The organism is Polynucleobacter sp. MWH-Adler-W8, from assembly GCF_001889925.1.
Taxonomy (GTDB): domain Bacteria; phylum Pseudomonadota; class Gammaproteobacteria; order Burkholderiales; family Burkholderiaceae; genus Polynucleobacter.
On sequence record NZ_LZFI01000002.1, the window covers coordinates 1 to 25670 of the forward strand.

The 25670-nt window shown below is 46.3% G+C and carries 23 protein-coding genes; 15 read left to right on the top strand and 8 right to left on the bottom strand.

Annotation, left to right across the window (positions count from 1 at the left end):
• Positions 1-54: 54 nt before the first annotated feature.
• Entirely contained in the window at positions 55-942 is an 888-nt protein-coding gene (locus tag AOC28_RS00870) for a fumarylacetoacetate hydrolase family protein (RefSeq protein ID WP_072582128.1), read from the bottom strand.
• A gap of 113 nt (positions 943-1055) precedes the next feature.
• On the opposite strand from AOC28_RS00870, the gene AOC28_RS00875 reads away from it, so the two are divergent.
• From AOC28_RS00875 to AOC28_RS00885, 3 genes are read left to right on the top strand one after another with little or no spacing between them, the layout of a single operon-like run.
• A complete protein-coding gene (locus tag AOC28_RS00875; protein ID WP_072582129.1) occupies positions 1056-2042 on the top strand; it encodes a tripartite tricarboxylate transporter substrate binding protein in 987 nt (328 codons plus the stop codon).
• Positions 2042-2839, top strand: a complete 798-nt coding sequence (locus tag AOC28_RS00880; protein ID WP_083564194.1) for a class II aldolase/adducin family protein — start codon at positions 2042-2044, stop codon at positions 2837-2839. Before AOC28_RS00875 ends, AOC28_RS00880 begins: the two co-directional genes overlap by 1 nt.
• Positions 2840-2860: 21 nt before the next feature.
• The gene (locus AOC28_RS00885; RefSeq protein ID WP_072582538.1) at positions 2861-3658 is read left to right on the top strand and encodes a transporter; all 798 of its coding nucleotides are present in this window, start codon (positions 2861-2863) and stop codon (positions 3656-3658) included.
• An 11-nt stretch (positions 3659-3669) separates the two neighbouring features.
• Here the strand turns inward: AOC28_RS00885 and AOC28_RS00890 are convergent, their stop codons facing one another.
• Positions 3670-4671, bottom strand: coding sequence for a tripartite tricarboxylate transporter substrate binding protein (locus AOC28_RS00890; RefSeq protein ID WP_072582130.1), 1002 nt, complete (start codon positions 4669-4671; stop codon positions 3670-3672).
• Between the two features lie 106 nt (positions 4672-4777).
• On the opposite strand from AOC28_RS00890, the gene AOC28_RS00895 reads away from it, so the two are divergent.
• The 3 genes from AOC28_RS00895 to AOC28_RS00905 are packed head-to-tail and all read left to right on the top strand — an operon-like array spanning position 4778 to position 6858.
• Positions 4778-5059 carry a SemiSWEET transporter gene (locus AOC28_RS00895; RefSeq protein ID WP_072582131.1) on the top strand — a complete coding sequence of 94 codons (282 nt, stop codon included), beginning with the start codon at positions 4778-4780 and terminating at the stop codon, positions 5057-5059.
• A gap of 35 nt (positions 5060-5094) precedes the next feature.
• The gene (locus AOC28_RS00900; protein WP_072582132.1) at positions 5095-5787 is read left to right on the top strand and encodes a fumarylacetoacetate hydrolase family protein; all 693 of its coding nucleotides are present in this window, start codon (positions 5095-5097) and stop codon (positions 5785-5787) included.
• 21 nt (positions 5788-5808) lie between these two features.
• Positions 5809-6858: an alpha/beta hydrolase gene (locus AOC28_RS00905; RefSeq protein WP_072582133.1), complete on the top strand. Its 1050-nt coding sequence runs from the start codon at positions 5809-5811 to the stop codon at positions 6856-6858.
• A gap of 14 nt (positions 6859-6872) precedes the next feature.
• Here AOC28_RS00905 and AOC28_RS00910 read toward each other — a convergent pair whose 3' ends face one another.
• Complete coding sequence (locus AOC28_RS00910) at positions 6873-7652, bottom strand: enoyl-CoA hydratase/isomerase family protein (RefSeq protein WP_072582134.1); 780 nt, start codon at positions 7650-7652, stop codon at positions 6873-6875.
• Positions 7653-7739: 87 nt separating this feature from the next.
• Between AOC28_RS00910 and AOC28_RS11365 the strand changes: the two genes are divergently transcribed.
• The 7 genes from AOC28_RS11365 (at position 7740) to AOC28_RS00940 (ending at position 13492) form a co-directional block, all read left to right on the top strand.
• Positions 7740-7898 (top strand): DUF5993 family protein, encoded by a 159-nt coding sequence (locus AOC28_RS11365; protein ID WP_158009030.1) that lies wholly within the window; start codon positions 7740-7742, stop codon positions 7896-7898.
• Positions 7899-7904: 6 nt separating this feature from the next.
• On the top strand, positions 7905-8468 hold the full coding sequence (locus AOC28_RS00915; RefSeq protein ID WP_072582539.1) for a disulfide bond formation protein B: 564 nt from the start codon (positions 7905-7907) through the stop codon (positions 8466-8468).
• 34 nt (positions 8469-8502) lie between these two features.
• Entirely contained in the window at positions 8503-9501 is a 999-nt protein-coding gene (locus tag AOC28_RS00920) for a tripartite tricarboxylate transporter substrate binding protein (protein WP_072582135.1), read from the top strand.
• A 92-nt stretch (positions 9502-9593) separates the two neighbouring features.
• The gene (locus tag AOC28_RS00925) at positions 9594-11414 is read left to right on the top strand and encodes a hypothetical protein (protein ID WP_237767703.1); all 1821 of its coding nucleotides are present in this window, start codon (positions 9594-9596) and stop codon (positions 11412-11414) included.
• 11 nt (positions 11415-11425) lie between these two features.
• Entirely contained in the window at positions 11426-11782 is a 357-nt protein-coding gene (locus AOC28_RS00930; RefSeq protein WP_072582136.1) for a YcfL family protein, read from the top strand.
• Between the two features lie 46 nt (positions 11783-11828).
• A complete protein-coding gene (gene lpoB, locus AOC28_RS00935) occupies positions 11829-12419 on the top strand; it encodes a penicillin-binding protein activator LpoB (protein ID WP_072582137.1) in 591 nt (196 codons plus the stop codon).
• 35 nt (positions 12420-12454) lie between these two features.
• The gene (locus AOC28_RS00940) at positions 12455-13492 is read left to right on the top strand and encodes a hypothetical protein (RefSeq protein ID WP_072582138.1); all 1038 of its coding nucleotides are present in this window, start codon (positions 12455-12457) and stop codon (positions 13490-13492) included.
• Between the two features lie 20 nt (positions 13493-13512).
• Here AOC28_RS00940 and AOC28_RS00945 read toward each other — a convergent pair whose 3' ends face one another.
• The 5 genes from AOC28_RS00945 to trxA form a co-directional block, all read right to left on the bottom strand.
• Positions 13513-14904 carry an MATE family efflux transporter gene (locus AOC28_RS00945; protein WP_072582139.1) on the bottom strand — a complete coding sequence of 464 codons (1392 nt, stop codon included), beginning with the start codon at positions 14902-14904 and terminating at the stop codon, positions 13513-13515.
• A gap of 3 nt (positions 14905-14907) precedes the next feature.
• The gene (locus AOC28_RS00950; RefSeq protein WP_072582140.1) at positions 14908-16626 is read right to left on the bottom strand and encodes a hypothetical protein; all 1719 of its coding nucleotides are present in this window, start codon (positions 16624-16626) and stop codon (positions 14908-14910) included.
• Between the two features lie 89 nt (positions 16627-16715).
• Positions 16716-17063, bottom strand: a complete 348-nt coding sequence (locus AOC28_RS00955) for a type B 50S ribosomal protein L31 (protein WP_072582141.1) — start codon at positions 17061-17063, stop codon at positions 16716-16718.
• 156 nt (positions 17064-17219) lie between these two features.
• Positions 17220-18482 carry a transcription termination factor Rho gene (rho, locus tag AOC28_RS00960; RefSeq protein WP_011903147.1) on the bottom strand — a complete coding sequence of 421 codons (1263 nt, stop codon included), beginning with the start codon at positions 18480-18482 and terminating at the stop codon, positions 17220-17222.
• A 248-nt stretch (positions 18483-18730) separates the two neighbouring features.
• A complete protein-coding gene (gene trxA, locus AOC28_RS00965; RefSeq protein WP_062309025.1) occupies positions 18731-19057 on the bottom strand; it encodes a thioredoxin TrxA in 327 nt (108 codons plus the stop codon).
• A 110-nt stretch (positions 19058-19167) separates the two neighbouring features.
• Between trxA and AOC28_RS00970 the strand changes: the two genes are divergently transcribed.
• Positions 19168-22134 (top strand): PD-(D/E)XK nuclease family protein, encoded by a 2967-nt coding sequence (locus tag AOC28_RS00970; protein WP_072582142.1) that lies wholly within the window; start codon positions 19168-19170, stop codon positions 22132-22134.
• The gene (locus AOC28_RS00975) at positions 22131-25667 is read left to right on the top strand and encodes a UvrD-helicase domain-containing protein (RefSeq protein ID WP_237767704.1); all 3537 of its coding nucleotides are present in this window, start codon (positions 22131-22133) and stop codon (positions 25665-25667) included. Before AOC28_RS00970 ends, AOC28_RS00975 begins: the two co-directional genes overlap by 4 nt.
• The last annotated feature ends 3 nt before the right edge of the window (positions 25668-25670 follow it).

A 25670-nucleotide genomic window follows, 5' to 3' on the forward strand; every position in this document is an offset into this window, starting at 1 on the left:
TAGGGTGGCTTTTCTTATCAGTGGCTAGAAAGTTTCTTAAACACTTAATCTGCTTTACTCGGCAATAAAAGTATTCTCAAGCTTTCCAATACCACCCATCTCAACGACTACAACATCGCCGTTCACTAAGTACTTAGGAGGTTTAAAGCCGATGCCAACGCCGACTGGAGTTCCGGTAGCGATCAAGTCTCCTGGGTAGAGGGTGATGCCTGCAGAGACCGTAGCGATCATATTGGGGATGTCAAAAATCAGATCTTTAGTATTGGAGTTTTGGCGTAATTCACCATTGACCCAGCACTTGACTGGGATGTTTTCGGCATCGACTTCATCTGCTGTAACGACCCAAGGACCCATAGGGCAGAAGGTATCAAAGCTTTTTCCTAAAAACCATTGCTTATGTCTTTGCTGCCAATCACGCGCAGTCACATCATTGATAGCGGTATAACCCCAGACGTGCTTCATAGCATCTGCTTCGCTAATGCCTTTGCCGCCTTTGCCTATAACAATAGTGAGCTCCGCTTCGTAATCAATGCAGGTGGATACGGCAGTGGGGATGATGACGTTAGTATTGGGTCCGGTTACACACTCGGGCGGCTTCGTGAAAAAGATTGCGTGGCTTGGAATATCCTCACCTGGTTTAGCGCTGCCATCAAATCCGCTGTTGGAAAATTCTTTAGCGTGCTCATGATAATTTTTACCTACGCAGAAAATATTGCGACGCGGTCTAGGTACTGGAGCGAGTAGGCGGATGTCGCTAAACGCATGCGTGGAAGTAGGTTCTGGGAGCTTGCCTGCGAGGTCAGATTTGAGAATGGCAACAATGCCATCTTCACTAACGTCAACGCCTAAATCGAGCTCTTGAACTGTCGTGCCATCAGCAGACACAATTCCAACGCGAGTTTTGGTAGGCTCTTTGGCTAAAACAAATGCGGCATATCTCATGATTACTGTCTCCGGCTGGGGTTTTGTCTACGTTAACCCCTGTTTATTGTGATGAATCTTGTAGTAGGATAAAGAGCATAAATAATAACTAATTTACGTATTTGAGACAAAAAATGAGACAAAAATATTCATTTGCTACTGCCTTAGCCTTTTTATGTGCTTGCTTGGCCTCTCAGGGGGTCATTGCTCAAGCACCAGAAGCCTGGCCTACAAAGCCCATCAGTATGGTTGTGCCATTTCCGCCGGGTGGCGTTGCTGATACTGTCGGTAGACCGGTTGCAGAGGCACTTTCTCGTAGCTTGGGTCAACCGGTGATTGTAGAAAATAAAGCTGGGGCTGGTGGTGGCATTGGCATGGCAGCAGTAGCCAGAGCAAAGCCTGATGGCTACACGATTTTGATGGCCTTATCGTCCATTTCAATTATTCCAGAGGCAGATAAAGTGGTGGGAAGAGAGCAATCTTTTCAACTCAATCAACTTAAGCCGATCGCACGCTTTACAGCGGACCCAACGGTTTTGGTAGTGAGGGCGGACAGCCCATGGAAAGATTACAAATCTTTTGTGGCAGCAATGCGAGCCAATCCCGGTAAATATAATTTTGGATCGTCGGGTAATTACGGCACGATGCATGTACCAATGGAGATGCTCAAGTCTTCAGAAAAGTTCTACATGGTTCATATTCCGTATACAGGTGCAGGACCAGCGATTGTGGGTTTATTGGGCGGCCAAGTAGATGCGATCGCTACTGGACCTTCTTCCATTGTTCAGCAAATTAAGGCGGGCAAAGTACGTGCATTGGCCCATTGGGGTGATGGCAGATTAGCTAGCATGCCCGAGGTACCTAGCTTTAAAGAGATGGGCGTTAAGGTTGAGTTCTCTCAGTGGGCTGGTTTATTTGTGCCCAGCGCAACCCCTGAATACATCACCAATAAGCTCCGTGAGGCTGCTAAACAAGCTGCGAATGATGAGCGGGTACGCACAGTGATCAATGGAGCTGGAAGTCCAATTCAATATATGGATGCGCCTGAATTTAAGACCTACTGGGATAAGGAATCTACTCAGATGGGCGAGGTTGTGAGAAAAATTGGCAAAGTTGAATAATGAAAAAACAATTCCTTTCTTCTTTTCTGATTCTGCTTTTTTCCCAAGCGCATGCCGCAACTGTTCAGGAGCAGAGGGATCAAAATCCAGCAGTGAAAACAGCGATTGAAGAGCTTGTTCTTGCGAATCATATTTTGTATGACCAAAATGCTGTAGATGGCTATGGTCACATTAGTGTTCGTAACCCTGCCAATCCTAATACCTTCTTTCTCGCAAGAAGTGTTGCGCCATCCGTTGTCAAAGTTGAAGACATCATGGAATTTGATATGAATGGCAAAGCTTTAAACGGCGATACACGAGTGGCTTATGGTGAACGCTTTATTCATAGCGGCATTCTGAAAAATCGCCCCGATATTAATTCGGTTATTCACGGTCATGCTGCACCTATCCTGCCATACGGCTTAACAGGCACAACACTCAAGCCCGTCTATCACATGAGTGCCTTTTTGGGTGAGGGTGCACCGGTTTTCGAAATCCGAAATTTTGCTAAGCCGAATCCCGATACGGACATGTTTGTTAGCAATGGAGACTTGGGTGATGCTTTATCCAAAACTATGGGTTTGCAATATTTTGTTTTGATGCGCGGCCACGGATATGCTGCGGGAGCGGACTCCATTAAGAAAGCAGTCTTTAGGACGATATACGCCATTCAGAACGCAAGCATTCAGTCTGAAGCAATCAAGATGGGGCAGGTGCAGTACCTTAGTCCTGGTGAGGCCATCGCTTCGCAGGAAACGATTGAGAAAACCATTGAACGCCCATGGCAGCTATGGAGTGAGCGCGTCAAAAAACCCTAATTCTTGTTAAACTCACGCATCATGCAGATGCTAGCCCGCCCCTTCAAGACAGCACTTATCCAGGGGCTGCTGTTAACTGTATTAACCCTCTCGCCGTCTGTCAGTATGGCGGTCCTGCAGGATGAAATTCAGGTCTACGATGACGAAATTAATGCCAAGGGTGAAGCTAGTCTAGAGGTGCATTTAAACAGTACTCCCCGAGGCATTCAAAATCCCTCCTATCCAGGAGAGGTGATGAATAACAATGGTGTGCGGGTTACTCCAGAGTTTGCTTATGGCTTAGGCCACGATCTAGAGGCTGGCCTATACATCTCTTACGTGAACTATGACAACAAGTTTCAATATGCGGCGACTAAGGTCCGCATGAAATGGCTACCAATACGCGAAGACAAAGGAGATTCTTTCTTTGCAGGTGCAAACCTAGAGTTAGCTAACGTACAACCGCAGTTTGAGGAATCTCGATACAACAGTGAAATGCGTTTCATTGTCGGCAAGCATTTTGATGAGTGGCTTTTCTCATTTAATCCGGTTGTAGATATGCCGCTCTCGCAACCCTACGTAAATCAGTCGCCTTATTTTTCCACGGCAACTCGTTTATCTAGAGAGGTGACACCTGAGTTAGCGCTTGGGGTAGAGTATTACTCCAACCTGAATCAACTTGGTCAGCCCATCAACTACCAAAATACCCAACAATTGGGATTCTTGATGATGTACTACGAAGGCAAACCACTTTCTTTTCAGGCTGGGGTAGGTAAGGGCTTCTCTAACAGCACGGATTCGTTAACGCTTAAAGCGATTTTTTCCATTCCATTAAATTAACGCGATTAGCCTTAATCAGGCTTAATGTTGGCGTCCTTAATAACTTTGCTCCACATAGTCATTTCCCGTGTAATGCGCTTGCTGGAATCTGCTGGGGAAAGATAGTTCACATACACACCTGCTGCCAGCATGCGTTCTTGCACTTCGGGGCGCTGCAAAATAACCTTGATATCTGCGCTGAGTTTATCGATGATTGGCTTAGGAGTTCCTGCAGGAGCCAAAATACCAAACATACTTACAACATCAAAGTTAGGCAGACCTGTAGCTTCGGTGACGGTAGGTACATCCGGCAACTGACTAATGCGTTTAGCGGTTGTCACGGCTAGAGGTCTTAATTGACCTGCTTGAATAAATTGTAGGGCTGCTGGAACTGTTTCAGACATCGTGAGTACTTGACCGCCCACTAGATCAGTCATTGCAGGGCCGCTGCCTTTGTAAGGCACATGCAATAAATCTAAACCAAGTTGATAGCGAAACATTTCCATTGCAAGGCGTTGTGGCGCACCAGCTCCAGATGATGCGAACGTGAGCTTGCCTGGGTTGGCTTTTGCGTAGGCAATGAACTCTTTCATATTCTTTACGGGGACTGAAGGGTTCACTACAAACACCAGAGGTACCACTCCCACCACGTCAACTGGTGTGAAATCTTTTTCGAGGTTGTATCGAATCCTATCTTTATCAAGATTTGCGTTGATAGAGTGTGAAGTGAGAGCCCCCATTAAGAGCGTATAGCCATCAGCAGGGGACTTGGCAACCATATCCGCACCAATATTGCCGCTATCGCCTGCGCGATTATCGGGAACTACCTGCTGGTTTAGTGACTTGGAGAGCTCTTGCGCTATGATGCGACCAATCACATCAGTAGCACCACCTGGTGGGTATGGAATGACTAGCCTAATAGGTTTGTCGGGATAGTTTTTAATAGCAGAGCTATTGGTTTGCGCCAATAGTGGAGTGGTGATCAGGCTACTGCAAAGGAGTAGGCCAAAGCCTCTAATTAGATGTTGTCTCATTTTGTATTTTTAATGGCGGGTTGAGTCACGATTTTCTATTATCTACAGATTAAAAATTCATGCGCTGCGTCAATGAACTGCAAATTTCCCTTATTACAATGAAGAAATGAACCTTGAGTCCCATCAAATCGAGATTATTGGATATTGCGCCGCATTCTTGACTACTATTGCCTTTTTGCCGCAGGCGATACAGTCTTGGCGCACCAAAGACCTATCGGGTATCTCCCTCGGGATGTACTCCTTATTTACTGCGGGGGTGGGTTTGTGGCTGGTTTATGGCCTCATTATTGAAAAGTGGCCCCTCATTTTGGCCAATGCTCTCACCTTTGCCTTGGCGCTCAGCATCTTATTGTTGAAATTGCGTCATACTTCTAAATATCGGAAATAAAGCACTCATTCATTAAAATTCTTCGAAAGGTTTTTATGTCTTCAGCATTTGTGATTGATCCACCTCCAGTGATTTCATTGCCTGTGACTGGCGATACTCGTCGCTTCGCCGTGAATCGTATTTACTGCGTTGGTAGAAACTACGCCGATCATGCACGAGAGATGGGCCATGATCCTGATCGAGAGCCACCATTCTTCTTTATGAAGCCTGCTAATTCAATTGTGACTGATGGCAAAGATATTGCTTACCCAAATTTATCAAAGGATGTTCACCACGAAATTGAAATGGTGGTCGCTATTGGTAAAGGCGGCGCAAATATCACTGCAGAAAAAGCCTTGGAGCATGTCTATGGTTACGGAGTTGGTCTGGATATGACTCGGCGCGATCTTCAAGGTGAGGCAAAGAAGATGGGCCGCCCTTGGGATACCGGCAAAGCATTTGATCAATCTGCCCCTTGCGGTGAGATCACACCAGCCAGTCAGTGCGGTCATCCTGCCAAAGGCGCCGTTAAGCTCTTAGTGAATGGTGAAGTTCGTCAAGAGGGCGATCTCAATCAGTTGATTTGGAATGTGCCTGACACGATTGCTTATTTATCTACCTTATTTACCTTGGAACCAGGTGACTTAATTTTCTCCGGTACGCCAGCAGGTGTTGGCCCAGTTAAAAAAGGGGATGTACTTGAAGGTAGTGTTGCCGGTTTACCAAACTTAAAAACAAAAATTCTTTAAATCAAAAAGAAAGTCGGATTGATGACAAGTTTTCTCAAGAAAGTATTGCTGATTAGTGCAACGTTAGTTGCATCGGTTTTTTTGGTTTCATGTGCTAATACTGAGAAGACCTCATCAACTCCACCTGCCAGTCTTTATGCTGATGCAGCTCCTTTAGATTTGCGAATCAGCAAATGGCCTTACCCGTACCCACTCAAAGAATTTAAAACTTCTTTACAGGGGCAAGCAGCAAGTATGATGTATATGGATGTTGCGGCCTTAGGCAAGCAAAAGGGTGTGGTGGTGTTATTTCATGGCAAGAATTTCTCCAGTGATTATTGGTCCTTCACTATTGCAGGCCTTTCAAAGGCCGGCTATCGTGTGATTGCTCCTGATCAGATTGGCTTCGGAAAGTCTTCTAAGCCAGATGTGGCATACCACTTTGATGATTTAGCTGCCAATACGCAAGACTTACTGAAGTCCCTCAATATTAAGCAGGTTTCAGTCATAGCGAACTCCATGGGCGGCATGGTAGGTATTCGTTTTGCGCGCTTATACCCACAAACTGTCCAAAAGCTAGTATTGGAGAACCCTTTAGGACTTGAGGATTACAGCAAAGACATCCCTCCGCAACAGAATGACGATTTGCTTAAGCTAGAGATGGCTCAGACTGAAGCGAGTTATCGCCGCTTTCTGCAAAGTTATTTTCCAAACTGGCAGCCTGCTTATGAAAAGTTTGTAGAGGTCTATGTGCGCGTGCAAAAAGGTCCAGACTATCCGGCCTATGCAAAGACTTCAGTGCTGACTTACCAAATGATTGCTGAAAAACCAGTGGTCAATGATTTGCCACAATTAAAGATGCCGGTGTTATTGGTGATTGGCCAAAAAGACCGTACAGTATTTGGTCGACGCTTTGCCCCACCAGAGGCAGTGAAGTCCTTGGGCAACTTTCCAGAGTTAGGTAAGAAAGCGCAAGCAGCTATTCCGAATGCAAAGCTAGTGCCAGTTGAAAATGTGGGGCACGTACCTCACGTTGAGGTGCCCGATCAGTTCCTGAAAATCGTGGTGGAGTTTTTAAACTCTAAAAGCTAGTCCAGCAGCCTTACTTATTCCCCATTCCACTGAGGCGAACGACCTTCTAAGAAAGCGTTCACACCCCCTCTAAAGTCCTTGCTGTTATAGGTTTCTCGCATCAGATCTGTGCAGTCTGGAAGATTGCTTTGGAGTAAGCGTGCCAATGTCAGCTTGCTGGCTTTTTGTGTGATGGGAGCAAGGGTCGCTAATTTTTGAGCGAGCGCATTGGTAACAGATTCGATTTCTGCAGGCTCTGCCGTTTGATAGAGGTAGCCTGAAGCTAATAATTCTGGTGCCTTAATAAGTTCCGCAGTCAGAAGCATTTTCTTCACTGTTGGAGTTCCTAGGTGAGCCGCAAGCCAAGATAAATTACTTGGCGATAAGCAATTCCCCAAGGTCTTGGCTACCGGTATACCGAAACGGGCATTCGGCGTCGAGATCCGAAAGTCACAGAAAGTGGCCATCAACAGACCGCTGCCGACTGCTAAACCTTCAATCATGGCAATAGTCGGCATCGGCAGTTGTTGCAGTGAGGAGAAAATATGATCAACAGCAACTTCATATGCTTCATTCTCTTTGAGATCAACAAATTGCTGAATATCACTTCCAGAAACAAATGCTTTATCTCCTGCCCCTCGCAAGATGACCACTCGAATTTCAGGATTATTAGCTAAGGAGTCGCAAATCCTTTTGAGCTCTTCATACATTGGCCAAGTGAGGGCATTACGAGCGGCGGGGTGATTAAAAACAACCCGTGCCATATTCCCATCAATCTGTAGATCTAAGCAGGGAGGGGAGGGGCTGGTAATCATGAGCCCATTCTAAACATAAGCCCTTTCCCAAAGCCCTGAATTTATGGAATTACCCCTACTCTAAGAGTCCTGCGCTAGAATTCCCTTATGTATATGTTTCTACCTTTTCTGACGGCTTTTATCGGACTTGTTTTAGTCTGGTTTGAGAAGCGTCTTGCAGGTTTGACAGTTTTGGCGATTACCGTTGCCATTCTTCTGGTTTGGTTCCGTTTTCATGCAACTGACCATCTCAACATCAGTCTGTAATTGATTGTGAGTAAACATTCTCTACCCTCTCTAGCCGCGCTTGGTAATCAGCTTGCATTGCTAGCCGTTGTAGGCATGCTGTCATATGCCTTTGTAGATCAGCTCTACTTTGGTGAGTTGCCTTGTCCTTTGTGCTTAATGCAGCGCGTTGGATTTGTGATTATTGGTTTTGCTTTGGTGCTCAATATTCGTTGTGGTGCTTATTCATCCCATTACGGATGGGGCATCATTGGCGGCTTGGTTGGTATGATGGTTTCTCTTCGTCAGGTGTTCTTGCATATTCTGCCGGGTGATAAAGGATTTGGAAAAACATTTTTGGAGTTGCATTTTTATACCTGGGCTTATGTTGGCTATATGGGACTATTAATGGGTCTTGCGGTGCTATTAATGCTACCTAACCGTGAAGTTCGCTCTCGCTCATGGTTTGCTAACGCCCTTGTCATTGCATTCGTTCTCTTGGTTTTTGGCAATCTCGTATCTACACTCTTGGAATGCGGTATCGGCCCCTGCGCTGATGACCCAGTGAGGTATGAGGGCTGGTTGTGGCTACGCTCTCGCTTTGGTTTTTAACCTAGACCTTCCGGTCTAGTTCTACATTTTGAGCATGCCATTCTCTAAAGTTCTGAAGAGCTTTCTCTTTATTTCTGTGTTGTGGGTTATTGGCTTTAGTGTTCATGCGCAAAGTACATCCCAGAAAAACAATACCTGGCCAAAACAAGCAATTCGCATCGTTGTAACCTTTACCCCCGGTGGTGCTCCAGATATATTGGCGCGCGTTTTAGCGGAAGATTGGCAGCAAAACTTGGGTGTACCAGTGCTGGTCGAGAATCGCCCAGGCTATGGCGGTAATATTGGCGCTGATCTCGTTGCTAAGAGTGATCCAGATGGCTATACCTTATTAATTGGTACGGTAGGCATTCATGCGATTAATGGTGCGCTGTATGAAAAGATTTCATACGATCCCGCGAAGGATTTCACACCCATTAGCTTTTTAGCAAGCACACCAAATGTATTAATTGTGAATAAGAAATTAGGCGTTAACAATCTTCATGAGTTAATTGAGCTAGCAAAAGCCAAGCCAGACCAATTGACTTTTGGCTCATCAGGCGTTGGCACTTCTTTGCACATGTCAGGTGAATTGTTTAAACAAATAGCAGGTGTTCAAATCCGTCACATTCCTTATAAGGGACGAGCGCAATCTTTACCTGACTTACTCAGTGGTCGCATTTCTATGCTTTTTGACAATCTTTCCTCTTCCTTAGCCTTGATTAAGGCTGGAGAGGTTCAGGCCTTGGGAGTGACTACACTGAAGCGCTCACATGCCGCCCCTGAGATTCCCACTCTAGCTGAGCAAGGTTTGGCCGGTTTTGAGGCTGTATCTTGGTTTTCATTGATGGCACCAGCAAACCTTCCGCCTGATATCCAAAAACGCTTAAATCAAATGGTGCGCCAAACTTTGAGCAATCCCAATGTCAAATCCAAGCTCTTGGCTGGTGGCCTGGACCCCGCTCCAGGTAGCCCAAAAGACCTTTCTAAGTTGATTGCCTCCGAGGCAAGCAAATGGGGCAAGGTAGTACAGCAATCAGGTGCAAAATTAGAGTAATAAACCCCTATTTTCTTGTCAGCCCAAGCCTATTTTTAAGCGTTAAAGGTATGTGGTCTTCATTTTTTCCTCTTTTTCATAAACCCCTCAATTTGCCTAAATTTTCAGCATTAGACATTTCTAAATTCGGCGTGACTTTGACTGTCTGTTTGTTGGTCGGTTGCGCTACGCAGACTCAGCAAATCAAGATGAATGAGTCCAAAGAGCAGTTTAAAAATGGTGATCTGCAAAATACGACGGCGGCCATTCAGGGCGCCTTCAAGGATAAAAATACCCTGTATTACATGGAGCTGGGCGAGGTACAAAGACTGCAAGGTCCCGCTCAGATTCCCAATAGCACCCAAAACCTATTAGCTGCAGATCAATTAGTCAGTCGTTGGGAGGCGACTACCAGCGACAAACTCAGACGCTCTTTTTCAGGAGCAAGTGGTTACGTTTTGTCTGAAGGTTTCAGTAGTGAGTATGACCCTAAACCTTATGAAGTGAGTCTATTAAGCCAAACCATCGCTTTAAACCACATCTCTCAAGGACGCTGGAATGATGCCATGGTGGAAGCCAAAAAGATGGCGCAGCGTGAAAAGGTTATTGAGGAGTTGATACAGAGTAGGGTGGCCGCAGTCTCCAAGGTAGAGCAGGAGCAGCAAAATAATCCCAATACTCAAGGTGCATCTAGTCGTATTGAAAGTATTAGCGGTTACCCAATCAATCTATTGGATGACGAGGAAACCCGTAGCCTTAAGAACTCGTATCAGAATCCTGCAGCGTATTACCTGTCTGGTTTTATTCACGAGTCACAAGGAGAGGCAAGTCTAGCTGCGCCAGGTTATCGCTTGGCAATTGAGTTGCGACCACAAGTCAACTTCTTTAAAACCAGTATTGCTAAGTTGGACTCCAATATTGCCAATCAAGGCAAAAAAGCGTTTGCTGATACCTTGATTATTGTTGATACAGGTTACATGCCCAAAATTATTCCTTATCAAATCAGCCAGTCTTTTAATCTGGGCGGTAACCCAAAGTTGGTTACCTTAACTTTTCCGGTCATCGAAAAATCTACTGAGCGTTTCAGGCCAACCATGGTTCAGTTAGGCGATAAGGTGGCTAATCCAGAGTTGGTTGCCAATATTGATGCTATGGCTCGCAAGAACTTGCGTGATGAGATGCCAGCCTATGTTTTAAGAGCATCCTCTAGAGCCTTAGTCTCTCTAGCCGCGCAATATGCAGCGGATCGAGCCGCCCAGCAAGCGGCTAACAAGCGAAGCCAGAATAATCAGAACAATCAGAACAATGGTAGCGCTGCTCTAATTGGCGCGATTGCAGGAATGATTACGGGATATAGCTTACAAGCAATCAATGTGACTGATGTGCGTCATTGGTCAACTTTGCCCGCGCAAACATACATGGCCAGAATGGGTTTGCCGATTGGACCAACTGTTCTGAAATACACTTTGCCATCTGGCGTAACCGCATCTCAAACGGTTAATTTAGTAGGCGGGTACAACGTGGTTTATATCCGCATGTTTAGAAATAGGGCAGCTGTACTGACCTCGAATGATCCTACTGCGCTTCCTCCCAAAGATCCGGTTGTTAGCACTCCAATAGTCGCATCTCCAGCCGTCATCTCGCCAGTAAGCTCACACCCCGCTCTCCTTGAACCTAAACCATCTGAGGGTGCATTTGCAGGCTTTAAGAAACTATGGGGAGGCTTTCAGGATCCGCAGCCCGAAGAGCCTGCTTCAGCAGCGGTAATAACCACCCCAGTAGCGACACAGGCAACCCCCGTACCTGCGGCGCCTATCTCAAACCCGACCCCCAATTCCACCCCCAACACTATCCCCGCTAGCGGTAATATGGAAGGGGTGAAGCCTTACGAGCCACCCAATCTGTTGAATAGCTTTCAGCAGCTTTTTAATTAGGAAAGACCCAGATGAAAAAATACCTCGCAATCCTGATGACGGCACTTGCTCTTGCCGCATGTAGCTCAACGCCATCCATGAAGGACATGACGGTACGCACGGGTGATACGGATGGCATTCAAATTGCTGATATGCGTAGTTTGATGCGCAATGGCGTATTGACAGCGCAGGTAACCATACAGAATGACAGCAAATCCAATCTCGTGTCTTATCGATTTAAGTGGATTGGTAAAAACGGCATGGCGGTAACAGATGAGGAGCCGTGGAAGCCTGTAACAGTAGGTAAGGGGCAGTCGACCGTTATCATGGGAATCGCCCCAACGCCAGATGCTACTGACTTTCGTTTTGAATTAAATCAATACAAATAAAAATCAATTAACTATTTAATATTTAAAAGATTTAGGCTTATTAAGGATGATCATGAACACTAAAACTATTCGCTTATCTGCTATTGCATTATCAGTAGCAGCGCTTGCTGCATGCTCAGGACCGCAGGTTCGTTACGGCGATGCGAAGGCGGTAGAGACCGTTAATGCAAACTATGGATCAACTGATCTACAGATGATTGCCGAGGCAATGACAAGATCACTGCTCCAGTCTAAGGCTATCTCTGGAAGTAAAGATGCGCCTATTGTGACGCTTGCAGATGTGAAGAATAAGACTTCTGAATATATCGATACGCGTGTAATTACCGATAAGATCCGCACGCAGTTAATGAAGAGCGGTCAAGTGCGATTCGCAGTGAGTGTTTCTGAAATGCAAAATCAGACTGAAGAGCTCAAGCGTCAAAATCAGTCAGGTTTATATAAGAACAGCACGATTGCCAAGACGGGCAATATGCAGGGCGCTCAGTATCGTATCGAAGGATCGATTGCTTCTATTGTCAAAAACACCAAGGATGTGAAAGACGTTTATTACGTATTTAATCTCAACCTCATTAACAACGAATCCGGTTTGCTCGAGTGGGCTGATGAAAAAGAGATTCGTAAGACTGCTACACGCTAATACGCAACTCAACACCATAATGAATTGAGCAACACATGAATAAAATATTATTAGCTTGTGCGGGTATGAGCCTAGTTTTTTTGGCTGGCTGTGCTAGCAAGCCGCCTGCTCTCGTCGAATCTGCGTATATTGGCCAAGTTCCAGCAGACCCACCCAAAAATCCCGTAATCAGTGCTGAGGCCCTAAAGGCCGATTCCAAGTCAATTGCAGTCACTGATATCTACTTTAAGAAAGAAGGAAAAAATTTAACGTTTGTCGAAGAAACTAGGACGACAACAGATAGCAATATTTCTTCTGCGATTGCGCCCAAGACTATTGAGGTGGATGCGGATAAAGCCAATGCATCTGCTATTGCTGGCGGGGCAAATTCATCTGCGTTCCCAGTGAAGTTCACTAATTTGGCCGATCCTACAGCTACTAGTCCAGGTGTAGCCGCAGCGCCTGTAACGGATACGGCAGCTCCAAGTAACAGCTCTTCAAGCGCCAATACTCAAAGTATGAAGAAGTCGGGATATCAGGCCAATAATGAGTATGGAGAATTGCGTTACTTGGCCAACCCCATTCGTGGCCTGTTGATTAAGTCTGGCTATAAAGTGGTTCAAGCCAAGGCTGCCGTAGCCGCCCCTAATCAAGGCGATGAGTACTTTGATATTGTTAAACGGATCAAAGCTGGCGATTTCGGTGATGCAGACTATGTTTTATACGGTGTGTTGGCGGAAGTCTCTAGCACGGATAACGTATCTGATATTCCTGGAACCAAATCTACCTCGCAACAGATGACGCTTGAGGTAACGGTGGACTTTAATATCGTCGACACCAAGACAACGCAAATCGTTGCGTCATTTGTAGCTTCTGGTGAAGGTAAGGACGTCCAAATCGATGGCAGAGACACTGGATATAAACCAAGTAATGCAAAGTTAATGAAGTTGGCTTCATTGGATTTGGCTGAGGATGTACGCAAGCATTTGGCTGATCAAAACTTTATTACTAACAATCCTGGTTCGGCAGGGCAGTTGCGTAACCTCAAAACCCGTTTAAATGACGATGCCTCCACTTTGAAGGTCTATAAGTAAGGGACTCAAAGTAGTTTGCCTTAAACCTGTACCGGCGGATGCGTCTTCTCATAGCGCTCCGCCGTTCTTCTAAAGAGATAGAGCAAAAAGCACGCAGCTAAGCCTAGACTTAAGCTGTTGCCAGCCCAAAAGCCATTGGCGCCCTGTAGGAATGCCGGTGTATTGCCAAATATATTAAAGCCCATGAGGTAGCCGCCACCAAGGCCTACGCCCCAGAGTGAGCCTGCATAAATCACCATCGGTAAAAAAGCAATGCGATAGGCCCGCAGAATAAATGCCGCGGTAACTTGAAGAGCATCAAATACTTGATAGAAGGCAATAAATAAGAAGAGGGGGATAGAGAACATCTTCACCTCTGCTGGTGGATCGTATAAATCCAATAGCTGTATTCTAAAAATCCAAACTGCGATACCAATAATGATGCACAGCGTGGTGGTAAAGAAGACAGATGACCAACCGATCTCTTCGGCACGCTCGGGCTTGTTGGCACCAATAGATTGTGACACTAAGGTCATGGTTGCAATGGAGAGGGATAACGGCACCATGTAGATGACGGTTCCCATGTTGGCTACGATTTGATGTCCCGCTAATGCCGTAGTTCCAAGGCGGGCAATAAAAAGCGACATAAACGTGAAAGAGGTTACTTCAATCAAGTAACTAAATCCAATAGGTGCACCGAGCTTTAATAATGTCCAGATACGATGCCAATCCGGCATGCTAAAGCGGGCAAAGATCTTAAATGGTTTATAAAAGCGATCAAATAAAACGAAGCCTAGAGTCATGAGTAGCCAAGACCAGTTAATGATGACGGTAGCTACAGCGCAGCCTGGTCCGCCCATGCCCTCTATGCCTAAGCCTCCATAAATAAAGAGTAGGTTTAAGGGTAGCTTGAGTCCTAGGCCAATAATTTGTACAACAGTGATGACGGTGGGGCGTGAAACTGCATTGTGTAGGGCCATCAATACGCGCATAGCCATGCTGGCTGGTAAGCCAATTGCTAGGATATTGAGATATAACTTTGCTTTACCTTCAATAACATCATTGACTCGGGAAATAGCTAGCAAGTGATCTGCATTGAGCAAAATGAAGCAGCCCAAAATAGTGAGACCTAAAGCAAGCCAAGCCGCTTGCCGCACTTCTTCGCCGATTTCTCCAAAACGTTTAGCGCCAAAGAGTTGTCCTGCAATTGGTGCTAACGCCGAGATCACTCCGGTGAGGCCTACGTAAATGCTGATAAAGATGGCTGATGCCATTGCCAGCGCCGCTAAATCATCGGCTGAATAACGTGCCGTCATCGCAGTATCGAGCACGCCAAATGCAATCACAGCAAGCTGCCCCACTAATAAAGGTCCGGCTAGTTTTAGTAAAGAGGGGATGTCCTCGCGAAGGCGCGATAGTTTAAAGTGCAGCACGAATTATTCCGGGATAACTTCGTAGAGACGCAGGCGTTCATCGCGGTCAGCAGCGCGACGATCTTCCCAGAGCAGTGTGAGCTTTTTATTATTTAGCTCTGCATATGCCTTTGCTTCGGATTGGCTGTGGGTTAGCATCCATGGGCAATTGGAGTCATCTCGCAAATTGAGCTTGGAGAAGTATTCAAAAGAGGCGAGCTGTGCAGGACCTAGATTGGTCGTGTCTATGCAGCTACCGCCAGCGGGGATTACTTGCGCCAATCGCGCAGAAACCTGACGATAGGTTTTAGCGTAGTTAATAGTTGGCAGCCATAAAGACATCAGCAGTACCCACATCAAAGTAGTCCCTGATGCTGAGATGATGAGGCAGCGCCAGATTTCTTTCGGGGCCCGAGAAGTTCTCCAGCGAACTACTGCCAGCCATACACCCGTAGTAGCAAGAGCAACGATAAAGGCCAAAACATTAAATTGACCAGTAAATCCAGGTAGTAGGCGTGCAATATTGGCGGCCGTAGATTCTGGGTAGCCAGTTACTTTTGCGAGCCAAATAATCCAAATAGCTAGCGCGATCAGCGTAAAGCTAAACATTGCAAACCAATCAATAAAGCTAATGACGCTTCGCTTAAGAACAGGCAGGCTAAATGCGGCAATAATCGAAAGGCTTGGAATCAAAATCATTAAGTCATGTTCATTTGCTTCTAGGCGGAACAAAACATAAATTAAGCTGCCGATGAATAAACTCAAAGGAATGCAAAGATGGGGTGCGCGCCATGCGCCCGATTCTTTAATGCGACCCCAGTGCGCAAGGGAGATGATTGCGAGCGGCCAGACGGGCCACGCGTAAGCCCAGAAGTTCACACTCAAGAAACCGAGTGATTCAATTGATGGAGTAGCGCGCATTTCCGGTACATTGCGCCAGCCTTCTTCAGCGATATGACGCCATTGCGCTGGCAGATCGGCTAGATACCAAATCAGCGGCCAAATCGCAAAACCGATTAAACCTAAAACGGTGCTAGTCAGCGTCCAACGAAAGCGTAACTTCGCATTGCTAGCAATGACTGCAATGATGGTGGAGGTAACAATGATTAAGCTGAGTGTGAGATTGCTTGATAGGGCGACGATGGCAATACCAAGGCCAGTCCAAAAACCACCTTGCCAAGGTTTATCTAAGCCGCGCACTGTGCCATATAGCACGATGCTAATACCCATGAGCTGCGCCATCATTGGTGTTGTTTCATGGGCGCGTTGCGCTAGACCTACGCATGCCAAGAAAATGAGCAGCGCACCATCAGCTAAGGTCATGCCGTAGCTCTTTAAATCAGGCTGACCACCAACCGCTAATGCCATCGGCTGCACTTCACGACGACGACCTAATAAATAGGTGGCATACCAAATTGCTAGTGCAGCAGAGAAGAAGCAGATGGCGGCGTATAAGCGTGCAGCATTAGCGGCGCCAATAAATGGACCAAACCACTCAATGAGGGTGGCGCCCATCCAATAAGGCAAGGGTGCACCAAGAGAGATATCGCGTCCAGCTAAGTGGGGAACCATCCAGTCTAAGGAGTTACCGCGAAATAGTGTCCACATGCCACCAAACCCAATGGCATCCTCATTCTTCCAGGGGTCCCGAAAGAAGAGGCCAGCAAAACCATAAACTAAGGTCAGCGCAAAAATAATAATGCGCGGAATAGATTTAGTGGCAGCGGCAGTAAGTTTGACCATGGGTGAAGTTCAAAATAAAAAAGGCAGCAAACGCTGCCTTAATTATCTCGCAGAGCAGGTATTTAACATACCCCGCGAATAGAAGTGGTTTAAGCCTTCTTCTTAGCTGGCTTTTCAGCAGCTTTAGCTTCTGCAGCAGCAGCTTTTTTCTCAGCTGTTTTAGCAGCACCATCACCGGTAGCTTTAGCAACAGCCTTAGTACCGAATTTCTGACGGAATTTCTCAACACGACCAGCGGTATCCATAATTTTCTGGGTACCAGTGTAGAAAGGGTGTGATTCAGATGAAGTCTCGATCTTGGCTAATGGATATTCATTGCCATCTTCCCACTTGATTGTCTCTCTAGTAGACATAGTGGAGCGAGTCTTGAAGCTGAAGTTATTGGAAACGTCTACAAAGACGATTTCGCGATATTCGGGGTGAATGCCAGGTTTCATGTTGAGTCCTATGAGCGGGGAGCCGTTTGAGCCAAATTGGCTGAAATACTTTCCCAGGTTTTAAAAGCGGTAAAGGCGAAATTATGCCATGAAATCAACAACAAAGCGCTGTTTAGGTGTCCAAAAAGGGCTGAAACAGCCCTCTAGACCCCTAAATTAGCCTCCGCGACGCATTAAGTCGAAGAATTCACCATTATTTTTGGTTGATTTGAGCTTATCTACGATGAAGTTCATCGCCTCGATATCGTCCATATCGGCCAGCAATTTACGCAATACCCAGATCTTCTGGAGGTTCTCAGCTTTAACCAAGAGTTCCTCACGGCGGGTGCCAGACTTATTGAGGTTAATCGATGGGTAAACACGACGCTCAGCCAAACGACGCTCAAGGTGAACTTCCATATTGCCAGTACCTTTGAACTCTTCATAGATGAGGTCATCCATGCGGCTACCAGTTTCAATCAGAGCAGTTGCGATGATGGTTAATGAACCACCTTCTTCAATATTACGGGCGGCACCAAAGAAACGTTTTGGACGTTGTAATGCATTGGCATCCACACCACCAGAGAGTACTTTGCCTGATGAAGGAACAACAGTGTTGTATGCGCGTGCAAGACGAGTAATTGAATCAAGCAAGATGATCACATCCTTACCCATTTCAACTAAGCGCTTGGCTTTTTCAATCACCATCTCGGCAACTTGAACGTGGCGCACTGCCGGCTCATCAAAGGTAGAGGCAACGACTTCACCGCGAACGGAGCGTTGCATCTCAGTAACTTCTTCAGGACGCTCATCAACGAGCAACACAATCAAAATCGCTTCGGGATTATTGGCGGCAATCGCGTGAGCAATGTGCTGCATCATCACAGTCTTACCGGATTTTGGTGAGGCCACAATCAAGCCACGTTGGCCGTAACCAATCGGGGAGATCATGTCGATGATGCGGCCAGTGAGGTTCTCTTCGGCTTTGATATCACGCTCTAAGCTGATCACGCGATTTGGGTGCAATGGGGTTAAGTTCTCGAACATGATGCGGTTCTTGAGGGCTTCTGGAGCCAAACCGTTGATCTTGTCTACCTTTACCAAAGCAAAGTAACGCTCACCATCTTTAGGTGTACGTACTTCACCTTCAACGCTATCACCAGTGTGCAAGTTAAAGCGACGAATCTGCGCAGGGGAGATATAAATATCATCAGGAGAAGCCATGTAAGAGGCTTCAGGGGAGCGCAAGAAGCCAAAGCCGTCGGGCAGTACTTCCAATGTGCCGTCACCGAAAACGGTTTCGCCAGCCTTCGCACGTTTTTTCAGAATGGCAAACATTAATTCTTGTTTGCGCATCCGTTGTGTGTTTTCAATCTCCAAGCTAGCTGCCATTTCAAGCAGAGCGGATACGTGGAGGACTTTGAGTTCAGTTAATTGCATGTGGTTCTCGGGTGTTGATGAATTTGAATTTGGGAATTTGTTTTGGAGTATCGCTGCGCTGATTTAGATCACGCAGAAGTGGAAAAACAGAATTTGGGAATTTGCTAAAAGAAGGGGGAGGTAAATTGCTGAAAATCGGAGCACTGATTAGTGCGTTTGAGTAATACTACACCAAAAAATGCATGTGACAAGCGTTTAAAGCGGTAAAAGCCACAGGCTCAGCTGGTGAACCTGTGGTCTGAGACTATTTACAGATGACTATCAATAAATGCAGTCAACTGGGATTTGGCCAAAGCGCCTACTTTTTGAGCAGCCACGGTGCCATTTTTGAAGAGGATTAGGGTAGGAATGCCGCGAATATTGAACTGGGCAGGTACGCCTTGGTTCTCATCTACGTTCATTTTTGCGATCTGTATCTTATCGCCATACTCGCCAGCGAGCTCTTCCAGGATCGGACCAATCATTTTGCAAGGACCGCACCACTCAGCCCAGAAGTCGAGCAGAACAGGTTTATCGGACTTGAGGACGTCTTGTTCGAAAGAGGCGTCAGTTACATATTTAATGCCGGCACTCATGAAAATTCCTTATTTAGACTTATTTAGCGAGTTATTTAATTATGTCGTTACAACGCTTATATTAGCAATAAGCGAAACATTCTGCTCAAAATAGATAAATTACTCCATTCATGCCCCAGCCTTTCCAAGCCCTTTCTGAGCAAAAGCAGCCACAAGCTTGGGCAATTGCACCCAATAGCCAAGCGCTTACCCAATTGGCAAAAGGCATCTGGGATTCTGCAGTGCAAACCAATCAGCGCCCCCTAGTGGTTCTGAGTACTGCGGGACCATTAATCGGGGTAAGAGCAGCCCTTGAATTAAACCGACCCAAAGATCTTCCAAGCAACATCGCATTCTTGCCTCAAGTCATCAGCTTTACAGATTGGCTGGAAGCTGCGCCAGGCGCATGGAAATTTCCAAAGAAGCAAAGTGATTTAGAGAGGTGGTTGGGGGTCTATGCCACTTTGCGCAAACACAAAGATCTGCAGTCATGGTTTAAAGCCGAAACAGAATCTGGTGCATGGGGTCTAGCGCAAGCAATCGTTGAAGCATGTGACACCTTATCAACTGCAGTGAGTCCACAACTGCAAAAACAGATTCATGAATTCATTCAAAATAATCGGAGTGAGCAAAGTAATCTCGGCGAGATCTGTCTGAGTCAGGCGCAGAATTTGCTCGATAGTACCGTTGCTAAAGTCTACTCAGGAATGGCGCGTAAGGTCGTTGATCAAGAGACCAAGGTCTTGCTCACATTTTGGCGCTACACCGCGAGTGTGAGCGATCCAGCATTTCGTAATCAGTTTGCAATGGCAGCTCATCTCGAAGCTGCTAAGAATGCAAATCCCGCAAGACCTCTGATATGGGTAGAGACTGCTGATCCGACTCCCATCGATCAAGAGATCATCGGAGCTCTGCTGGCCGAGTATGCCCAATATGCTCCTGTGGTAGAGGCCAGGATGAGCTGGGGTGATGTGGGTTTATGGGCAGAGACAATTGGTACTAGTGATGCGCAGGCAGAGGCGCTCAGGAATGTTAGGCAAGCCCATAGCAAGAGTTGGAGCCTGATTGCAGCTAAACGCTTTGAAGAGCTTGCGTGGGCTGCTGCCAAAACAATAGAGCAACATCTGATTGATGGCAAAACTCAGCTGGCACTTGTTGCACAAGATCGCTTGGTGGCTAGAAGGGTGCGTGCACTGCTTTCAAGATTAGGCCCAGCACTTAACATTCGGGATGAAACCGGTTGGAAGTTATCCACTACGCGTGCTGCAGCTGCACTTAATAGTTGGTTAGAACTTATTAAAGCGCCAAAAGATGGGCCCAGTGCAAAAGCCTTGCTTGAGTTTTTGCAGAATCCTTTTTTAGATCTTGGAAAGATTTTGAATCGAGATGCAGAGGTCTGCATCGGACTCATTGCAGAGCTTGAAGATATCCTGGTGGGTAGTAAGGCAGAGTCTGGTTGGAAAACCTTTCACCTAGCCATAGAGGGCGCGCAAGAGAACGCAGCCAAAACATCTAGCGCATTACCCAGTACTGCATTATTTGAGTTATTGCAGTTTGTCAGAGAGCGCCATCATGAGTGGTTAACACTCAAGTTTGATTGCAGTAAAGCGTATGCTCACCTGCAGGCCAATCTCCAAGCGACTGGCATGGATCAGAGTCTTGAAAAAGACTCGGCCGGCAAGCAATTGCTGGAAGTGCTCAAGACATTTGATTTGAGTAAGACGCAATACCAACAAACCTCTATTCGTTTGAGTGAGTGGCTTAGTTTGCTTAAAACAGTTATTGAAGGCGCAAGCTATCAAGAAGCTGGTAAAGAAGCCAAAGCCACACTGAGCATTTTGCCTTTGAGCTCTACACGTATGCGTGACTTTGAAGCAGTGGTTGTTGTGGGTTGCGATGAGCAGCAGTTGCCAGCTTATTCAGAGCCACTATTATTTTTCTCAGACGCGCTTAATCAGCTGTTAAAGACCTCAACGATAGCGATGCAGTTTGTGCAGCAAGCTAGAGATCTTTCGCAATTGCTAGTGTCATGTCCCAGTGTTGATTTGCTCTGGCAAAGCAAAAGTAATAATGGAGAACCGCTCAGACCATCGGCATGGATACAGCGTTTGCAAAATCTAGTTAAGTGGGAAGCCATTCCAGCTCAATTGAAAAAACGTGCTTTTGAACCGAGGCCCATGGAGATGGCGGTTGCGCATTTTGAAGAAGATCTACCAATGCCGCTGTCAATGAGTCCCAGCGCCTATAAGGCTCTGCGAGATTGCCCATATCGTTACTATGTGCGCAGTCTATTAGGCTTACGTAAGAACAAAGAGTTTGATGAAGGCTTTGACGCCTCGTTGGCCGGACAGACATTGCATAAATTGCTCAAGCGCTTCTATCAAGCACTCAAAACTCAAGAACATACTAATCCTGCGCTGAAATCCAATTTAGATCAAAGACGTGCTTGGATGGAACAAGTCTTAAGTGTTTATTCAGAGCAAGAGTTTGCTTCTTTGATTGAGGGTGATGCAAGAGTGATGGGCGCGTTAAGAGATTGGCAAAAACAAATTCCTAGTTTTGTAGATTGGCAGTTGCAACGTGAGTTAGCAGGTTGGCAATATTTCGATGGCGAAGTCAAAGTTGGCTTTGATTTGCCATTTAAGGATGTGGATGGCAATCCTAAGATCATTCGTATTGAGGGGTATGCCGATCGTTATGACATCAATGTAGATAACAACAAGCTTGCCTCAGTGATTGACTATAAAAATCAACGTTTTGAGAGAGTCAAAGTAAGGGCTGAGCATATTCTGGATGATCCACAGCTATTGATCTACGCACGGGCCGCCAATGAAGGTCAAGAAAGCCATAAGCTGACTGGACATCGGGTGCAGCAAGCCGAATGGGTGGCCTTGAAGGCGGATGTTTCTAAGGGTGAGCAAAAAGCACTGCGCAGCCAAGAGGTGGTTGATATGCCGGAAATGATGCAACAGTTTTCCGAGCAAATTACAGAAGACGTAGAGCAGCTTTGGGCTAAAAAGCCCATGCAAGCATTCGCTCCAGAAGGGGTATGCCAATACTGCGAAGCAAGAGGCATTTGCAGGAAGGGGATTTGGTGAGCAATCGAATGAATACGCTTCCAGAAAAGCAACCCTATTCAGAGAGGCTTGCTTGTGATCCACAGCGTTCGGTCATTGTGTCGGCTTGCGCAGGCAGTGGCAAGACTTGGTTATTGGTGGCCCGGATGGTGCGGCTGTTGCTCGATGATGTGAAGCCACAAGAGATACTCGCACTCACGTTTACACGCAAAGCGGCACAAGAAATGCGTGACCGCCTATATGGATTGCTTGAACAATTTTCAAAAAGTGACGATGTCTCTTTGATGAAAGAGTTAACCGCTCGGGGTATAGAAAAAGAGCAGGCCGAAAAATATCTGCCCAAGGCTAAAGCACTTTATGAGCAGGTGCTGGCAAACCCACAACCAATTGTGATTGATACCTTTCATGGTTGGTTTGGCAGGTTGCTGGGCGTAGCCCCAGTATCAATGGGCATTCAACCAGGGTTTAAGTTGCGTGAAGATGCTAAGCGACTGCAAGAGGAGTGTCTTGATGATTGGTGGGGTGGTCTCAGTCCAGAATTGAAAGCGCATTACGACGTTTTATTGGGCTATTTAGGTTCACACGAGACGCAAAAACTTTTAATGGGTAAAGGTAGCCTCTTTAAACAAAGGGGTGCATGGACTTTCTTTGCGAAGCAATGCGATCAAGCGGGTATCACTCCAATAGAGCGCCTAAAGCAATCTCTGCATAAACTCAATATGCCAAACCCATTACTGGCTACTTGGAATGCGCCCAATGCATTAGCTGACCTCGAGTTTTTGGAGTATTGCTTTAAAAATAGCAGTACCAATGATCAAAAGCTATTGCCTAATTTAATGCCGGCCCTAGCCTGTAAAAAGGGTGGCGGCAACGTGATGGATGTTGCCAAGAGTTTGCAAGATGTCTTTTTGACGAAAAGCCCTGTGAAGTACCGCAGCGGTAACGATACGATTTTGAATGTTTTGGAAACCTTCTTAAATAATGAAGGTAAAGCAGAACGCATAAGTGATTACATTGCTATCAAGCAAAACTGGGGCCACACCTTTGAGGAATATCTCCTCTGGCAGGCAGAGCAGGAAGTCTTTTCGATTAATGAAGCCTGGTTTGCCTTGAATCAATCCATGATGGCGCACGCTAATGCCCAAAAAGAGAATATGCGCGTACGTGATTTTGATGATTTAGAGATTGGTGTTAGCTTATTGATGGGGGAGCCTGAGCACGCAGCCTACCTTCAATCGCGCCTTGATGCAAAGTACAAACAAATTTTGGTCGATGAGTTCCAAGATACCAACCCATTACAGTGGCAAATTTTGCGAGCTTGGTTAGCGGGCTATAGCGAAGGTGATGAGCGGCCAAAAGTCTTTATCGTAGGCGATCCAAAGCAATCAATTTATCGCTTTCGCCGTGCCGATCCTCGATTATTTGTAAGTGCAGCGCAGTTTTTATATCAACGTCATGATGCTGCTTACATTGAGCAGGATAAAACGCGCCGTAACGCCCCCGAAATCAATAGCGCTGTTAATAGAATCTTTCAGGGTGAGCAAGTACCCCCTGACTATCCGTATTCAGAGCAGCAAACACTGTGGTCCACCCCAGATGAGAGTAAGCCTGCCGACGCTTATGCTGGGCAAGGTGAGATTTACTTGCTGCCATTGATTGCCTATGCAGAGCAGACCCAGGAGTTGCGAGAGGGCAGTGCATTTGATGGAGCGATTGCTGATTCAAGTGAAACAGTTGGAGTAATTCAGCGTCAGCATGAGGGTGAGTTGGTTGCGAGCCTGATTAAAGAAGTTATTGCTACACGCAAGGTCGCTGATAAAGAAGGTGCTAAGGAAATTTGGCGTGAGGCTAGAGCAAGCGATTTTCTATTGCTAGTAAAACGTCGTAAATATTTGCCTCAGTACGAAAGAGCGCTACGTGATGTGAAGCTCGCCTATGAGAGCCCGCGCTTAGGCGGCTTGCTCAACACTCTTGAGGTCGATGATCTGATTGCCTTGCTTACTGTACTTGTGACGCCGCGTCACGATTTACCGCTAGCCCAGGTTCTCAGAAGTCCTATATTTGGTTTTACAGAAAAACAAATGCAGCAACTAGCGGTGGCGATGACTTCTGGTCAATATCGTTCTTGGTGGGATGGGCTACAAGATAGTAAAGACGCAAAAATACAAGGTGCTGCGCGTTATCTCCAGCATTGGCGGCTTTTAGGGGAGCGCTTACCAGTGCATGACCTACTTGATCGTATTTATCAAGAGGGTGATGTACGCCTCAAATATGCAGCAGTCTGTCAGGATCTCGATCGCCCACAGATATTAGCCAACTTGGATGCATTCTTGGAGGTGGCCCTTAATCAAGATGGCGGCCAGTATCCAAGCCTGAGCCGTTTTATTCAGGAAATGAATACTAAACGCCGCAGTGATGATGATGAAACACCCGACGAAGGTGATGTCGATGCGGCTAGTGATGACAACTTGGTTGAAGTAGATGAAGAGAGCGAGATGTCAGAGGAGGATCGCCATAAGCGCGTGCGCCTGATGACAATTCATGGCGCTAAAGGACTAGAATCGCCATTTGTCATTATTCTTGATGCGAATAATACTGACACTAATGTCGACTACAGCGGTGTCTTAATTGATTGGGCACCTCAAGAAGAGGGTCCATCCCATTTATCCCTGTTTACTTCTAAAACATTAACTACCCCCCGCGCCAAAATCAATGAGGCCGAGAAGCAAATCGGTGAAAAAGAAAACTGGAACCTGCTTTACGTCGCTATGACTCGTGCACGTCAAGGTCTATGGATTAGCGGTGATGCCCAAAAGCCTACCACCAATAATCCCAGTGGCTTGGATAAAGCTTCTTGGTATGGCAAGGCGAGCAAAGCTGAGTTGTCTGTGTATCAGGTAGGTGAGCAAGTAGTGGCTAAGGGGGAGTTTGAGGCCATCAAACCTGTGCAAGAAAACGCAGTTGAGGATTTTGTCTTGGACTGGGACTCTGCGCAAGAAAGTTATGCGCAAATGCTGTCTGACATCGAGAGCGGTGTGACGGTTGAAGTATTTGCCGGTGAAGATGAGAAAGTAGGCAATCCCGATCCAGAAATCCTAGAAGAGGGCACAAACTTCCATAAGCTGCTCGAGTTCCTCACCCCAGATTCCAGTAATGAAATAAAGCCGCCTATGCCAAGCGAGCAAGAGCTTATGAATTGGTTGGGCGTAGATCAAGAGCATGCGAAAACATTACTCTCTCGCACCAAAACAGTCTTAGATGCTCCAGAGCTCAAGCGCTACCTGACATCGGGTGAATGGCTACAAGCTTGGAATGAGCTCGATATCGCTAGTGAAGATGGTAAGAGCTATCGCATGGATCGCTTGGTGGAGCTTGCCGACCATCTGGCCATCATCGATTACAAGCTGACTATCCCAGAAGTGGGTAGCGAGAAATATGAAAAGTATCGCAAGCAATTACAGGGCTACCAAGCTGAACTTACGCGCATCAGAAAAGACAAGCCAAACAAGGCTTATTTGATTTCATCAAAAGGCGAGATGGTAGAAGTGAAGTAGGGT